20 protein-coding genes are annotated in these 14,778 nt (G+C 31.5%); 7 read left to right on the forward strand and 13 right to left on the reverse strand.

Annotated elements, in window-relative coordinates; all coding sequences use genetic code 11:
• Positions 1-29: 29 nt before the first annotated feature.
• Complete coding sequence (locus ACZZZT_RS22725; RefSeq protein ID WP_463462037.1) at positions 30-1,997, reverse strand: putative porin; 1,968 nt, start codon at positions 1,995-1,997, stop codon at positions 30-32.
• 170 nt (positions 1,998-2,167) lie between these two features.
• Here ACZZZT_RS22725 and ACZZZT_RS22730 point away from each other — a divergent pair, with 170 nt between their 5' ends.
• Positions 2,168-2,827 carry a ribonuclease HII gene (locus ACZZZT_RS22730; RefSeq protein WP_073397273.1) on the forward strand — a complete coding sequence of 220 codons (660 nt, stop codon included), beginning with the start codon at positions 2,168-2,170 and terminating at the stop codon, positions 2,825-2,827.
• 5 nt (positions 2,828-2,832) lie between these two features.
• Here the strand turns inward: ACZZZT_RS22730 and ACZZZT_RS22735 are convergent, their stop codons facing one another.
• The 8 genes from ACZZZT_RS22735 to ACZZZT_RS22770 all read right to left on the reverse strand — a co-directional run bounded on the left by ACZZZT_RS22735 (position 2,833) and on the right by ACZZZT_RS22770 (position 7,417).
• Entirely contained in the window at positions 2,833-3,414 is a 582-nt protein-coding gene (locus ACZZZT_RS22735) for an NAD(P)H-dependent oxidoreductase (protein WP_463462038.1), read from the reverse strand.
• A 77-nt stretch (positions 3,415-3,491) separates the two neighbouring features.
• Positions 3,492-4,112 carry a helix-turn-helix transcriptional regulator gene (locus tag ACZZZT_RS22740; RefSeq protein WP_463462039.1) on the reverse strand — a complete coding sequence of 207 codons (621 nt, stop codon included), beginning with the start codon at positions 4,110-4,112 and terminating at the stop codon, positions 3,492-3,494.
• A 26-nt stretch (positions 4,113-4,138) separates the two neighbouring features.
• Positions 4,139-4,312 (reverse strand): hypothetical protein, encoded by a 174-nt coding sequence (locus tag ACZZZT_RS22745; RefSeq protein WP_463462040.1) that lies wholly within the window; start codon positions 4,310-4,312, stop codon positions 4,139-4,141.
• Positions 4,313-4,329: 17 nt separating this feature from the next.
• Positions 4,330-5,031: a lipoyl(octanoyl) transferase LipB gene (lipB, locus tag ACZZZT_RS22750; RefSeq protein ID WP_463462041.1), complete on the reverse strand. Its 702-nt coding sequence runs from the start codon at positions 5,029-5,031 to the stop codon at positions 4,330-4,332.
• Positions 5,032-5,036: 5 nt separating this feature from the next.
• Positions 5,037-5,573 (reverse strand): hypothetical protein, encoded by a 537-nt coding sequence (locus ACZZZT_RS22755; RefSeq protein WP_463462042.1) that lies wholly within the window; start codon positions 5,571-5,573, stop codon positions 5,037-5,039.
• A 285-nt stretch (positions 5,574-5,858) separates the two neighbouring features.
• Positions 5,859-6,047, reverse strand: coding sequence for a hypothetical protein (locus ACZZZT_RS22760; RefSeq protein WP_463462043.1), 189 nt, complete (start codon positions 6,045-6,047; stop codon positions 5,859-5,861).
• Positions 6,048-6,052: 5 nt separating this feature from the next.
• Positions 6,053-6,634, reverse strand: a complete 582-nt coding sequence (locus ACZZZT_RS22765) for a hypothetical protein (RefSeq protein WP_463462044.1) — start codon at positions 6,632-6,634, stop codon at positions 6,053-6,055.
• A gap of 57 nt (positions 6,635-6,691) precedes the next feature.
• The gene (locus ACZZZT_RS22770; RefSeq protein WP_463462045.1) at positions 6,692-7,417 is read right to left on the reverse strand and encodes a hypothetical protein; all 726 of its coding nucleotides are present in this window, start codon (positions 7,415-7,417) and stop codon (positions 6,692-6,694) included.
• Between the two features lie 438 nt (positions 7,418-7,855).
• On the opposite strand from ACZZZT_RS22770, the gene lysS reads away from it, so the two are divergent.
• From lysS to ACZZZT_RS22785, 3 genes are all read left to right on the forward strand, one after another.
• Positions 7,856-9,559: a lysine--tRNA ligase gene (gene lysS, locus ACZZZT_RS22775; RefSeq protein WP_463462046.1), complete on the forward strand. Its 1,704-nt coding sequence runs from the start codon at positions 7,856-7,858 to the stop codon at positions 9,557-9,559.
• A 102-nt stretch (positions 9,560-9,661) separates the two neighbouring features.
• Positions 9,662-9,895, forward strand: coding sequence for a hypothetical protein (locus ACZZZT_RS22780; protein WP_463462047.1), 234 nt, complete (start codon positions 9,662-9,664; stop codon positions 9,893-9,895).
• Positions 9,880-10,089, forward strand: coding sequence for a hypothetical protein (locus tag ACZZZT_RS22785; protein WP_463462048.1), 210 nt, complete (start codon positions 9,880-9,882; stop codon positions 10,087-10,089). Before ACZZZT_RS22780 ends, ACZZZT_RS22785 begins: the two co-directional genes overlap by 16 nt.
• Positions 10,090-10,472: 383 nt before the next feature.
• Here the strand turns inward: ACZZZT_RS22785 and ACZZZT_RS22790 are convergent, their stop codons facing one another.
• From ACZZZT_RS22790 to ACZZZT_RS22805, 4 genes are all read right to left on the reverse strand, one after another.
• Positions 10,473-10,850, reverse strand: a complete 378-nt coding sequence (locus ACZZZT_RS22790; RefSeq protein ID WP_463462049.1) for a hypothetical protein — start codon at positions 10,848-10,850, stop codon at positions 10,473-10,475.
• Complete coding sequence (locus ACZZZT_RS22795; protein ID WP_463462050.1) at positions 10,847-11,071, reverse strand: hypothetical protein; 225 nt, start codon at positions 11,069-11,071, stop codon at positions 10,847-10,849. Before ACZZZT_RS22795 ends, ACZZZT_RS22790 begins: the two co-directional genes overlap by 4 nt.
• Before the next feature lie 54 nt (positions 11,072-11,125).
• A complete protein-coding gene (locus ACZZZT_RS22800) occupies positions 11,126-12,130 on the reverse strand; it encodes a 2-hydroxyacid dehydrogenase (RefSeq protein ID WP_463462051.1) in 1,005 nt (334 codons plus the stop codon).
• 143 nt (positions 12,131-12,273) lie between these two features.
• Positions 12,274-13,197, reverse strand: a complete 924-nt coding sequence (locus ACZZZT_RS22805; protein ID WP_463462052.1) for a DUF4274 domain-containing protein — start codon at positions 13,195-13,197, stop codon at positions 12,274-12,276.
• A 224-nt stretch (positions 13,198-13,421) separates the two neighbouring features.
• Here ACZZZT_RS22805 and ACZZZT_RS22810 point away from each other — a divergent pair, with 224 nt between their 5' ends.
• The 3 genes from ACZZZT_RS22810 (at position 13,422) to ACZZZT_RS22820 (ending at position 14,758) form a co-directional block, all read left to right on the forward strand.
• The gene (locus ACZZZT_RS22810; RefSeq protein WP_073397253.1) at positions 13,422-13,847 is read left to right on the forward strand and encodes an SPFH domain-containing protein; all 426 of its coding nucleotides are present in this window, start codon (positions 13,422-13,424) and stop codon (positions 13,845-13,847) included.
• A gap of 160 nt (positions 13,848-14,007) precedes the next feature.
• Positions 14,008-14,154: a hypothetical protein gene (locus tag ACZZZT_RS22815; RefSeq protein WP_463462053.1), complete on the forward strand. Its 147-nt coding sequence runs from the start codon at positions 14,008-14,010 to the stop codon at positions 14,152-14,154.
• Between the two features lies 1 nt (position 14,155).
• Complete coding sequence (locus ACZZZT_RS22820; protein WP_463462054.1) at positions 14,156-14,758, forward strand: hypothetical protein; 603 nt, start codon at positions 14,156-14,158, stop codon at positions 14,756-14,758.
• The last annotated feature ends 20 nt before the right edge of the window (positions 14,759-14,778 follow it).

Below are 14,778 nucleotides of genomic sequence, written 5' to 3' on the forward strand. Positions count from 1 at the left end.
TTTGGTTTAAGTAAAGTAAAGAGTATAATTTATTGGAAGAAATTCCAAACTAAACCAAATCGGATAGTGAAATCACGATATGGATTATTAGGCGCTGAATAATAATTGTATCCAGAAAAAGCAGCGTTAAAATGTTCTGCCTTAAAGTAAAATCTTGTTTGTCTGATTCTGAAATTTATGTAGTAATCAAAGTTGGCATAACCTCCAATTTTTTTATCTGTCTGAACAAAAAATTCTCCAACAACAGGATTATAATCATTCCCGTAATAACTGGTAAAATAATTAAAAGTTAATCCTGTTTGCATAAACAATGCTTTTTTGAAAAAGTAGCTTGAATAATAAAGTGTATTTCTGGTTACAAAATCAGGCACATTTAAAATCAAATCAGACTGATCAACTTTTTGATATAAAAATGTATTATCAAATCCAAAAGCTCCGAATTTAAATTCTTTGTTTGCTTTAACATAAAGATAATTAATTGCATTTCCGTATTGAGCCGGGTTTACAATTTGGGTTTGCGCAGCTATCTGAGCATCTGTAGATACATCTTCAAAATATAAATGATCTTTTAAGACAGTATATTGAGCTTCCGCATTTAACCAAGGCGTATAAATACTGGCACTAAGCGAATTAATTTTTTCATTTTTGAAATCATGCGACCAGTTATATTGTATAAAACTGCTTTGGTATAAATTATAGTTATTATTTGGCAATTTATTGATGTTTCGATATCTAAAATCAAACTGAATTTTATCGTTTAAATTATATCTTAATTTGGCATCTAAATCAGAAAGTGATTCATTTGTAATTGATCTTGAATACAAAAATCGACCATTCCACTTATTTTTTTGATATTCATATTGTCCACCAACATTATTAAACTGAAGAAATAAATTATCAGGGATTCTGGAACCATCAGCATTTATTATAATTCTATTATACTCATAATTAGATCTGTAATCATCTATGAAAAAATTGAATTTCCCCAGAAGTGAATTTTCGTAAGCAAGTCCCGCTTTGTTATACAGTTTTTCAAAACGCGTCTGATCATTAATTGCGCTTGCAACATAAGCGTCTCCAAATCTTGCTACCTCTGCACCATCAACAGTAGAAAAAACTGTTGGCTGATTATATTCGAAAAATTTATTTTCGTAATTAAATTGATGCGTTACATATAAATTATTATTTCCTGCTGTTGGATTTACTCTAAAAGCGTGGTCAAAAAACAATCGTTTTCCTTTTAAAAATGATTTTGCATCGGTTAAATAAACCTGTAATCTTTGACGGTTCTTAAAATCAGCATCTCCGCTTTCAAAATCTTCCGGTGTTGTTATACCGCCATTTTCTTCATTTGAGATATCCTGAAAGGTAACATGAGCATTTAGGATATATCTTTTATCTGTAGTAAAATAACTTGTTGTAAAACGAAAATTTCCGGTACTTACCAATTGATTAATATAATTTCCCTCAGAACGTAAACCTCTGTAGGCAATAGAAAAATTTAGATTTTCAGAAGTATTCAGCGTGATAAACGAATCTACGTTCTGACCTTTATTAATTGTAGTATTAAAAAACAACTCTGTAAAAGGTGTCGCAACCGAATAATATCTAATATCACTAACTTCAAGATAACTAAAGTGTTTTGCTTTAAAACCGATTTCAGGATATGGCGAAAAATCAGTTAAACTGTATTGTAAAGTATTATAAGGTTGTCCAATATTAGGAAATTCCAAAAGCCCAAAATTGTCCTTGCGAAGATAATTTTGTTTATAAGCACTTTTTAGTGTTAAGGAAGTATCAGCATAAGTAGTATCGTGTTCTAAAGTATAAATTTGATACTGTTCGATTTTAGCAATTTTTGCTTGTTTCTTTTTCAGCGTATCAGTAATACTGGTGTATTTGGTATTCATATCTAAATTGCTTTTAGACGCATTTTTTTCTTGAGAAAACAATAAGGCGGGTACGACTAATAGATATAGAAAAAAGAATATTCTCATTTGATAGCTTTATATATAATTATTTTGGCAAAATTTGTCAGGCAAAGGTAAAAGATAAAAACGTATAAATAAAAAAACACTTCAATTTATACCACTGCTTTTTCAATAAGTTAAAGAACGAAAATTTTCGGCAAAAATTTTATAATATTGTGTTTTGAAAATTTAAATAAATGCTTGCAAAAAATTTCTCCGGATTTATTTTAGAAACTGGTACAGATGAAGCTGGCCGTGGTTGTCTGGCTGGTCCGGTAACTGCTGCTGCCATAATTTTACCGGCAGATTTTGAGCATGAATTTTTAAATGACAGTAAACAATTGTCTGAAAAAATAAGGTTTCACTTAAAACCTATTATCGAGAAACATGCCGTTTGCTATTCTGTAACACATCTTCATGCAGAAGAAATTGATGAAATCAATATTCTAAATGCATCAATGAAAGGAATGCAGGAATGCATTTTAAAATTAAACCAGCGTCCGGAATATATTATTGTGGATGGAAACAGATCGCTTAATGCAAAATTGGGTTTAAAGAATACTTTTGGAAAACAATTTTCGAAAGATGAAATAGATTTATTAAAATCTATTCCAAACCAAAGTATTATAAAAGGAGACGCAAAATTTGTAAGTATTGCAGCCGCTTCTATTTTAGCCAAAACCTATCGTGATGAATACATGGATTTAATTCATGAAGAATTCCCGATGTACAACTGGAAACAAAATAAAGGATATCCTACCAGAGAACACCGGGACGCTATTAGAAAATACGGAACTACAAAATACCACCGAATGAGTTTCAGACTTTTGCCGGATCAGTTGGAATTAGAATTCTAACTAGCTTATTTATTTTCGTTCAAAAAAGATATAATTTGATTTTCCCATTCTGAAATGTTTTCTGAAGAAGCACGATCTGCTTGATCAAAATAAAAATGCTGCTGAATTTCAAATCCGCAATAATTAAAAATTCCAGTATCAGATGTTAAAGCCAAAGCTTTATCCAAGCCACTTTCAGAATATTCTGCGTTTGATTTTCCGTGCGAATTGATTATGATTGTTTTCTTACCTTCTAATAATCCTTTTTGAATTCCCTGATCGTATCGATACGCAAATCCGTAACTAAAAACGCGGTCAATGTAACCTTTCATTACAGCCGGCATTCCTGTCCACCAGATTGGATAAACAAAAATAATGCGGTCAGCCCAGGTTATAAAATCCTGTTCGATTTTTACATCATCAGCAACCTGTCCTATTCTTTGGCCGTTCATATCGTCTAAAGAAAGCACCGGATTAAAATTGAATTCATTTAAATCGCGAACAATAATTTCTTGTCCTGATTCTTCAAGGCTCTCGACAATAGTTTGTTTTAAGAAATGATTTAAACTAGCCGGATTTGGATGTGCATAAACAATTAAATTTTTCATGTTTTCTATTTTTAAAGATTACATGACAAATGTAAAACGCAATGTTTGGGTACAATTGTAAGAAAACGAAAAGCGGCTTAAGTCCCTTTTGCGCTGCAGATATCGCTTTGAAACTTTAAGAATTTTGTTGGCGAAATATTCATATAATATTTAAAATCATGAATCAACTGACTTTGATCGTAATAACCACATTGTTCTACAATCAAAAACCAATCTGTTTTTTCGTCATTAACTGAAGTATTCTGAATGAGATCAACCGCTTTCAAAAAACGTTCGTAGCGACTGATTTCCTTAATTGTATAGCCAAAAAATTTCTTTTGATGTAATTGAATATTTCTTTCCGTTTGATTTATCTGTGAAGCAATTGCTTTTATCGGATTTAAAGATTCTTCTTTAAAATCAGCCAAAAGTGCTGTTATTGCATTTTGTTCTCCTAAATAAGGTTTACAGAATTCTAAAATATAATCAACGCGATCTTTTGTGTCCGGAATTATTTTTAATTCTTCCCATAAAACATCAAAACAATTTTGAGCAATTAAAGCATCCGGATGAATGGGTAAAGAATGCGTTAAAAGTGCATTTCCGAAAAATCTGTAAAAAGCATCTTCTTTAAAATTTGCCACTAAAATCTCAGAATCTGGTTCTAAAGTATAATCAAATGCCTGTTTTATTGGTCCTAAAACAATGCATTTTTCCACTTGTAAAACGGTATTTTGTTTTGATTTTAAAAAGATTTTGTACCGAAGTTGAAAACCAGAATCGTCTGAAAACTTGGCAATAATGTTTTTGTTATTGGAAAAGCTGTTTTATTTTCTGCGAAGTAAAAATGAGAAAAAACAGTTGAAAATGCTAAAGGAACGTCAATTCTATAATTGTTATTTTCTTCAGCACTTTTCATATTTTATTTTTTTGAAACTATTTAACAAATTCAGCCTCAAACAATTCAGTCAGGTGTTTTACAATTTTCAATTTTACTTCATCTTCGTCAACTTTTTCTACGCCAAGTTCAACTTGTAATGAAGTAACGCCTTTTCCGCGAATTCCACATGGAATTATATTATCAAAATAACCTAAATCAACATTTACGTTTAAAGCAAATCCGTGCATTGTAACCCAGCGTGAAGCGCGTACACCGAGCGCACATATTTTACGTGCAAATGGAGTTCCAACGTCTAACCAAACGCCCGTTTCACCTTCGCTTCTGCCACATTTTAAACCATATTCTTCTAAAGTCAGAATGATAGCTTCTTCAAGAAAACGTAAATATTTATGAATATCTGTAAAGAAATTTTCTAAGTCTAAAATAGGATAACCTACAATTTGTCCCGGTCCGTGATAGGTAATATCGCCACCACGATTGATTTTATAAAAAGTTGCTCCTTTTGCTTCAAGTTGTTTTTCGTTTAACAACAAGTTTTCAAGGTCTCCGCTTTTACCCAAAGTATAAACATGCGGATGTTCGACAAACAATAAATAATTTGGAGTTTCTAATTCTAGTTCCTCTCTTCTATTTTTAATTTTTAAGTCGACTATATCTTTAAAAAGTTCTTCCTGATATTCCCAGGTCGATTTATAATCTTTACTTCCTAAATCTTGAAGTTGAATTTTTTTGTTCATTTTAATTATTTTTCAAACTCAACATCAAAGTTAAGTTTGTCAGGATTCTCCATATAATCCGTGAAAGAGTATTGTAATGTAATTGATTTTCTATCGTCGCTAAACAAAGCGCTTGGGTTCGATACCTTTTTAATTCGCTTAGGAAAATGATATTTTAAAATATAATTAGAAGATGCAAAAACCATATTTGACATGTCTGCAGCACTATCTTTAGCCTTTTCGGCTGATTTTTGTTTGTCGATTATTGCTTTACGCGTAAATTTCTTTCCGTCGTAAGTATAACTTAATTTGCTATTATTTTTTCCCAAACCACCTGCAAAAGGATTTGAAGCACTTGAACCGCCTTCTAATTTTTGAAGTGTACTCATGGCTTGTAAAACATCCTGCAATTCGTTTACGTTTTTAAAATCTTTTGAAAATGCCATCAGAAATTCTTTTTTCTCACCATTCATTTTCAGGTTAACCGTAAGATCTTCCAGTTTTTTAATTTCGTTTTGAACCTCCGGAGATAATTTTGCGATGCTGTCTTTTTTATCTGCCAATAATTGTTTGAAGGTAAAAGTAGAATCGATATTTTTTTGGCATCGGCACCCATTTGGCTCCCAAGCTGATCTCCTGCCATTTCCATTAAGGCAGAACCATCCATATCAAGAGCAAATTTTCCGGTTCCGTTATCGCTTACATAAATATTTTCGGTGAAAGTGCAACTTGCTAAGGTTGCTAATAAAAAAGAAAAACTAAGTAATTTATATAATTTCATCGTGGTTAATTTTTTTATCAAATATACGAAGACTATTTTAAAGAATATTGTTTTGCAATTTTGCTTTTTAATCTTCAAATATTACCTTAAATCCTATTTCCATATTACTATTGTCTTGCATATTTTCTAAAGGAACATCATAAATAAAACTTTTCCTATCTGCTGCAATTACTGCATTTTTTAAAGAAACTGTTTTTATTTTTTTCGGGAAATGATATTCCATAGAATATTTACATTCTTTAAGCATATCATCCATTTTTTTCAAAAAAGGATCATCTTCTTTCTTTTGTTTTTCTTTTTAGGCTTAGCTGTCTTTTTATTATCCTCTGAAGAAACAATCGTTTTGACAAAAGATTTTCCATCATAAATAAACGATGCTGCATTATTACTCTCCGATTTTGGCGCTGCACTCAATGCTCCAAGTCGTTTTTTATCAGAAAGCGCAAGCTTTTCCATAGCTTGTGTTGCAGATGCCATTTTTTGAATGCTGTCTAAATTTTTAAAATCAAATGTCATATTATATTCCATTTGCTTTTGTTCTTCGTTTACTTTTAAATTAATTTTAAAATTCTCAAGTACTTTAAGCATTTCTTTATCAGCAGCCGGAAGTTTTGCAATACTATCTTTTGCTTTGTCAAAAAGTTCTTTAAAATTAAAAGAAGTATCAATAACCTTTTTATTATTTAAGGTATCAGTACTTTTCATTCCCATTTTATACATTGCTGCCATGTCAAAACCGTATGAAAAAGATCCTGAACCATCTTCATTTATTATCATTTTTTCTTTAATCGTACAACTTGAGATACATAATGCAACAAGGAAATAAAGTAAATGTTTTTTCATATTTCAGATTTAGATTAGTGAGCAGCGAAGATACTTTCTTTTGATAATTATTTGAATTTATTCTAAAACCACTTCCAAATTTGTCATTTCCGGATTTTGCAAACAATCTAAAAGTGGAAATTCGACAGTAAAAGTTTTTTTATCCGGACTAATAATGGCTTTTTCATTTGAAACGGATTTTATTTCTTTCGGAAAATGGTAACGAAGCGTATAGGTTTGCGTCTGTTTTAAAGAAGTATATTTAGAACCCGTTTTCTTAAATTCATCTTTTGTTTTTTGAAGTTCGACCGGATCTGTAATAGAAACCAGGCGCTTAAAAACTTTTCCTTCAAAAGCATACTCTACCTTATAATAATGACTTTCGGCAGTTAAGGCATAATTATACTTTATATCACCTGCATAATTTTCTGTTTTATACAAATCCGGAATTTCCGAAACTTTACCAAAATCAAACGAAAAAACATTTTTAAATTCTTTTTCGAAAGAGCTTTCTTTAATATGCACTTTTACATTCGAATATTTTTGAAATAGCTTTTGCTCGTCGGGCGTATATTTTAAAAAATTCTCTTTGTATTTTTCAATATATTCTTTAAAAACATAGGTTGTATCTTTAAAAGCTTCTTCATGAGAATAACTTTCGCCTGCTAATTGCATATAACTATTTTCATCACGAAGCTGTACTACTTCAATATTTCCACTCCCGTCCGGATTAATTGTGATGGTTTCTGTGACCTGGCAACTTGTTACCAGAAATAGAGTTACAAAGGCTTTTATGAATTTCATTTTTTGGAAGGTTCTGAGGTTCTGAGATGCTAAGATACTAAGGTTTCACCCCGTTTTCTATGCTAAAAATATTTTTTTTCAGGAGCTAATCCCGCTATCCGTTTCAATCTTTTGTGGCTCCCGAAGCCTCGGGACCGCCACAAAAGGATTTCCACTTCTATCGGGGCTAGGGCAATCGTTTTCATAAGAATATTTTTTTCCTTTTTCCATAAATAAAAAAACACCCCAACTAAAAAGTCTCCTGAAAACCAAAACCTCTAATCTAGCCCCGATAGAAGCGGTATCCTTTTTTGCTTTTTCTGCAAAAAAGATACAAGTGAATAGCGGGACTGAAGATGATTGAAATACGATAAATTTCTGCTGCAAAAAATCTAAAAACTGCATTCTGAAATCTACTTTCTTTTCTTTATCTTTGCACACTTAAAAAAAGAGCACAAAATGGCATTATCAGAACAAGAAATCATCAGAAGAGAAAAACTTCAAAACTTGCGCAACTTAGGAATCAATCCTTATCCGGCTAATCTTTTTCCTGTAAATCATACTTCGAAGCAGATAAAGGAATCGTTTGAAGAAGGTAAGAAGGTTATCGTTGCGGGTCGTTTGATGAGCGTGAGAGATCAGGGAAAAGCTTGTTTTGCTGAATTGCAGGATAGCGAAGGACGTATACAATTGTACGTAAATCGCGATGTTTTGTGTGAAGGTGATGATAAAACTTTATACAACACGATATTTAAAAAACTAACCGATTTAGGTGACTTTATTGGTATTGAAGGTGAATTGTTTACTACAAAAGTAGGTGCGCAATGTGTTCGTGTTGACGGATTTACTTTTTTAAGTAAAACTTTACGTCCGCTTCCTTTACCAAAAGTTGATGAAGAAGGAAACGTACATGATGCATTTAACGATCCTGAATTGCGTTACAGAATGCGTTATGTAGATTTAACAGTGAATCCGCAAGTTAAAGAAAACTTTATCAAACGTACTAAGTTATTTAGCGCAATGCGTGGTTATTTTAACGATGCCGGTTATCTTGAGGTTGAAACTCCGGTTTTACAGCCAATTGCTGGTGGAGCTGCTGCGCGTCCGTTTATTACACATCATAATTCGCTTGATATTCCGCTTTACATGCGTATTGCAAACGAATTGTATTTAAAAAGATTAATTGTTGGTGGTTTTGAAGGTGTTTATGAGTTCTCTAAAAACTTTAGAAATGAAGGAATGGACAGAACGCATAATCCTGAATTTACCGCTATGGAAATATATGTAGCCTACAAAGACTACAACTGGATGATGGAATTTGCAGAAGGTTTACTTGAGCATTGTGCGATTGCCGTAAACGGAACTAGCGAAGTTACTTTTGGTGAACACCAAATTAACTTTAAAGCGCCTTATGCACGCGTTACAATGACAGATTCTATTAAACATTTTACTGGTTTTGATATTTCAGGAAAAAATGAAGACGAATTGTTTGAAGCTGCCAGAGGAATGGGAATTGACGTGGATAAAACAATGGGTAAAGGAAAATTGATTGATGAAATTTTTGGAGCTAAATGCGAAGGAAATTATATTCAGCCAACTTTTATTACTGATTACCCTAAAGAAATGTCACCTTTATGTAAAGAACACCGCGATAATCCTGAGCTTACGGAGCGTTTCGAATTGATGGTTTGCGGTAAAGAAATTGCAAATGCATATTCTGAATTAAATGACCCAATTGATCAGCGTGAGCGTTTTGAAGATCAAATGCGTCTTTCTGAAAAAGGTGATGATGAAGCAAACGGAATTATCGATGAGGATTTCTTAAGAGCATTAGAATACGGAATGCCGCCAACTTCTGGAATGGGAATTGGTATGGATCGTTTGATTATGTATTTAACTAACAATGCATCGATTCAGGAAGTTTTATTGTTTCCGCAAATGCGTCCGGAGAAAAAACAAGCTCAGATTGAACTTTCTGATGAAGAGAAATTTATCGTAGATTTATTGAAAGGAAATGAAAATAAAATGGATCTTCAGCAATTAAAAATTACTGCTAATTTAAGCGGTAAAAAATGGGATGCGTCTATGAAAAACTTATCTAAACACGGTTTGACTAAAGTTGCTGTTGAAGGTGAGTTTAAATTTGTTGAGTTGGTGGAGTAAATTTTAAAATCTTATCTTATTATAAATATAGCCCGGTAGATTTAAAACTTACCGGGTTTTTCATTTAATTTACATAACTTTAATTCATTAAAACATACTATTATGGGAGCTTTAGAGATAAAATTAGAGATATTCGATAAACTTAAAAATATTGAAGATTTAAGTTTACTTGAAAAGATTAGAAATCTCTTAAAAAATGCAGATACTTCTAAAGTTCATCAATTAGAACAATATGAAATAGATATGCTAAAAGAAAGCGAAGAAGATATAAAATATGGCAGAACGATTTCTCAGGAAGATTTAGACAAAGAAGATCTAGAATGGCTATCAAAATAATCTGGACCAAAACTGCAGTTTTACAAAGAAGAAAAATATTGATTTACTGGAATAAAAGAAATAAATCTACTACTTATTCAAAAAAATTAGTGATTGAGATTGCACAAAGAGTTAAATTTTTAGCTAATAATCCTGAAGTTTATATTAAAACAAGTTTTTCTGATATTAGAACATCAAACATTAGGGAATTATAATATTTTCTATAAAACAACTCCAAATGAATTAATTGTAATGGCATTTTGGGATAATCGTCAAAATCCTAAAAAGTTAGAATTAATTTTAAAATAAAAAGTTTCATCAATAACCCGACAGGTTTTAAAAACCTGTCGGGTTTTATATTTAATGTGTACAATTCTAATTACTAATTTTCAACACCGCAAGTCCCAGCGGGACAATATATTTATAGAAATGTAAATATATAATCCAACAGAACCCCATCGGGTGAAATCTCAGTAATGAATATAAAAACCGATATCGCTCCGTTGGAGCTTTATTTGTAAAACATTATTTCAACTATAAATATGGTGCTCCGCTGGAGCTAAAAATAAGAAATCATTTTAGAATAAAACTTCAATTTCTAAAACGAATACTTCTCTAATTTCTTCCCCTGAATATCCAAAACCTTTGTAGTTTCTTTAGAAACATCTTCTTTCCAAACTTTCTGAACAGAAGGATTTGAAGGATATTTTCCGTTTTTCATTTTCATTTGATGAAATGTTCCTCTGCTTTCGAATATAAGGTCATAAAAACTATCCGATGTAGAAGCCGTTACTAAAATTGGAAAATCAGTTACGGTAAACGAATTAATTACACTTCCGTTATTATTCAAAATATAGCCTGAACAACCTCCACTTCCGCAAAAATACGGATTGGAGAAACCAACAAAATATTCATTTTTCTTATCATTGTTTAAATCAAATGCTTCGTAATAAAAAAAGCGATCTTCTTTTGTCATTGCCGGTAAATCTTTTTTAGTAAAACCAAAAGCTGTTTTCTAATTAATTTGACCGCTTTATCATCTCTTGGAGGAGCCTCGCTTAAATCTGCCGTTCCGGCAACTGTTTTGGATAAAGTATCCTGAACAATTGTTTTAATGATGTTTGAATCCTTTTTATCCTTATTCTGGCAGGAATATAGAGTTAGAATTGTGATTATTATTAGAATTTGTTTTTTCATCATTTTAGATTTTAAAGTTTTTAACTTTACGTTTTCTATTTCAATTTAGTTTTTTCAAACCAGCAATGCTGCCTTATTTTCAATATCATTTTCAGCCAACAACGATTTTATATTATTAAAAGTAACCAAAGCAATCTGCGTTAAAGCTTCGTTGGTAAAAAAGGCCTGGTGCGCTGTTACCAAAACATTCGGAAAACTCATCAAACGCTGAATCGCATCGTCCTGAATAATATCTGCAGAAAGATCCCTAAAGAATAGTTTTTCTTCCTGTTCGTAAACATCGATTCCCAAATAGCCAATTTTCCCTTCTTTTAAACCTTCAATCACACAAGCGGTTTCAATTAATCCGCCGCGGCTGGTATTGATAATCATTACACTGTCTTTCATCTCATCAATAGACTTTTTATTGATTATATGTTTAGTCTGCTCATTTAACGGACAATGCAAAGAAATAATATCACTCGTTTTGAAGATTTCTTCGAGAGAAACAAATTTTACTCCGTCTTTTTCCATTTCGGCGTTCGTTACAATATCATAAGCCAAAACTTTGCATCCAAAACCTGAAGAAATTTTAGCAAAAGCTTTTCCTATATTTCCCGTTCCGATAATTCCAATTGTTTTTCCGAATAGATCAAAACCTAATAAGCCGTTTAGGGAAAAGTTTTGTTCACGAACTCTGTTATAGGCTTTGTGCGTTTTTCGGTTTAAGGTTAAAATCATAGCCATAGCATGTTCTGCAACTGCCTGAGGTGAATATGCAGGAACGCGACACACTTTTAAATTGTATTTTTTGGCCGCTTCTAAATCGACATTGTTAAAACCGGCACAACGCAAGGCGATAATTTTCACATTTTTTTCTGCCAGCTGCTTAATGACTGCCTCATTTACAATGTCATTTACAAACACGCAGACAATTTCAGCTTTTTCAATTAAAACAACAGTTTGGGGATTAAGCTGGGTTTCATAAAAATCCAATTCAAACCCAAAATCAGTATTATACTTATTAAAGAACGCTTTATCGTAAGGCTGGGTTGAAAAGAATGCGATTTTGTTATTCATAAGATTTGTTTTTGGGTTTTAACTTCTGGTCTTACTAAGGTAAGCAATTAATTTTGAAGTAATTTTCTGATCTCAAATCCATTTATTAATTTGTATAAATAGACATTACCTTCGACTGTAATTTTTCTTAATACTATGAGTTTTTATTCTCTAAATTTCAAATGGTCTGTACTAAAAAGCAAACCAATTCCGCTGTAAGGATCTTTTTTTAAATCATAAAAATTATTTACTCCTGCCAAATCTTTATATAAATCTGAAATTATCGAAGATTGCTGAAATCCATCTATCGTATGATTTATGATAGTATTTTCCAAAGAGGTTAATTCTTTTGTAGCATTTGTAACACCAATATTATTTCCCGTTTCCCAATCCCAAATAATCCAATCCCAATTATGTTTTTTATGCACACAATCCATCCATAAATAAGACAGGTTTTTAATTTTTATCTTTCCCAATTCTTTCGTTTTCCAATATTCAACACTTTCAATTATAGCGTTAATGGCATCATCTGCGTGATCATAAATAAAATCAGGATTTGAGATCTGAATTACCTTTATAGCATCGGCGATCTTGGTATTAATTGTTTTTAATTCCTTTTCACTGGGCTTTCTTAAAAAAGCAAACTCAATATCTTGGCGTCCAAAAACAGTTCCTGGTGATTTTACCTGCATTTCTTCGGGAATGCATCTAGTATTAGAATTTTCATCCAAAAACTCCTGCTTAGGATCAAAAGAAAAATTTTTATCTTCATAAAATCCCGAAGTATATCTTTCTTCAATTTCTTTTACTATTTGATAAGTCTCATAATTGGTATCTTCTTTTATTTCCTCTTCGTTTTTGAATTTACAGAAATAATCCGGCTGCAGCATCCAATACAAACAAAGTGCTGTTCCTTTATCAAGATGTTTTTGTTTGATAATCCACTCAAAAGGTTCAATTCCGTCATCATAATTCCAATGCTTTACAAATTGATGCAATTCGGCGGCAGTTAATTTTTGATAAGACATCTCGCCATTTACGGCTTTAAGAACACGGTTTTTATTTTTCTTATTAAATAATTCTTCCATATTTTATTCTGGTAATTCTATTTTGAAATTGTCAATGCATTAACAAATTTAAAAACCTATTCTTGTAAAACATCATGATTCAACGGATTTAAAAAACCATTAAAAATAAAAATACAATATTGCTAATCCATTTTTCGTTTTGTTAAAAACTACAATTCTGATTATTAGATTAAACCTATTCAATTGAATAAAGTCTAATTACTATAACCTCAAAAAAACAAATCATGAAAAAATTATTTATTGCAGCTTTGTTATTCGTTGGAGTAGCAAGTTTTGCACAAGATGCTGATCAAAAAAGAGAAAGATTAACTCCTGAACAACGCAATGAAAAACAATTGCAAAAATTAACTTCTGAATTAAGTTTAGATGCAAATCAACAATCTCAGGTAAAACAATTACTGGCTGAAAGAAGTGCTAAAGCCGAAAAATTTAAAGAAGCCCGTCAGGCAAAAAAAGATAGTGATGTAAAACCAACTGCTGAAGAAAAAGAAGCTTTTAAAAAAGAAATGCTAGCTGAAAAAGAAGCAAACGACGCTAAAATGAAATCTATTTTAACTGCAGATCAGTATACAAAATGGCATGCTTTGCAAGAAAAAAACAAAGAAAAAGCCAGAGAAAAAATGAGAGAATATAAAAAAGAAAACAACTAATTATAGTTTATAAAAAGAGGCAATTAAGCCTCTTTTTTATTTCTTTATCAACTTTATATTTTCATTAATAGTTTTTGTTAAATAAAAGATAAATCTGACAATCGCATTAAACTTAGCAAACTCTTTGAAGTCTAAATGCTATAATCTAAAAAAACGAATTATGAAAAAATTATTTATTGCGGCTTTATTATTCGTTGGAGTAGTAAGTTTTGCACAAGACATCAATCAGAAATCAACACGTGATCAAAGAGAAAATTTAACTCCGGAACAACGTAACGAGAAACATTTACAAATAACTGACTTCTGAATTGAGTCTGGATAAAAAACAACAAGATCAGGTAAAACAATTACTGGCTGAAAGAAGTGCCAAAGCAGAAAAGTTTAAAGCTGCCAGAAAAGACAGTAAAACAAAACCTACTGATGCAGAAAGAGAAGCTTTTAAAAAACAAATGGAAACTGAAAAAGCAGCTAACGATGCTAAAATGAAATCTATTTTAAATGCTGATCAATATACAAAATGGACAGCTTTGAAAAAAGAGCATAAGGATCATAAAGGAAAAGGAGATCATAAAGGTCATAGAGATATGAAATCTCCACAAGAACGCGATCAGGCACATTTGCAAAAATTGACAACAGATTTAAACCTAAATGCAGATCAGCAAAAACAAGTTGGTCAACTTTTATCTGAAAGAAGCACTAAAATGGAAATGCTGAAAAAGAGCCGAAAAGATTCTGATGCAAAACCAACTGATGCTGAAAGAAAAGCCATGAAAAAACAAATGGAAGAAGATCATAAAGCAACTGATGCAAAAATGAAATCTATTTTAACAGCCGACCAATACAAAAAATGGGAAGCAATTAAAAAAGAACACAAAGACAAAATGAAAGATCACAGAAAAGATAAAATGTAAGTGAGATCAAAAAAAGAGGC

This window comes from Flavobacterium sp. AC274 (assembly GCF_979258275.1).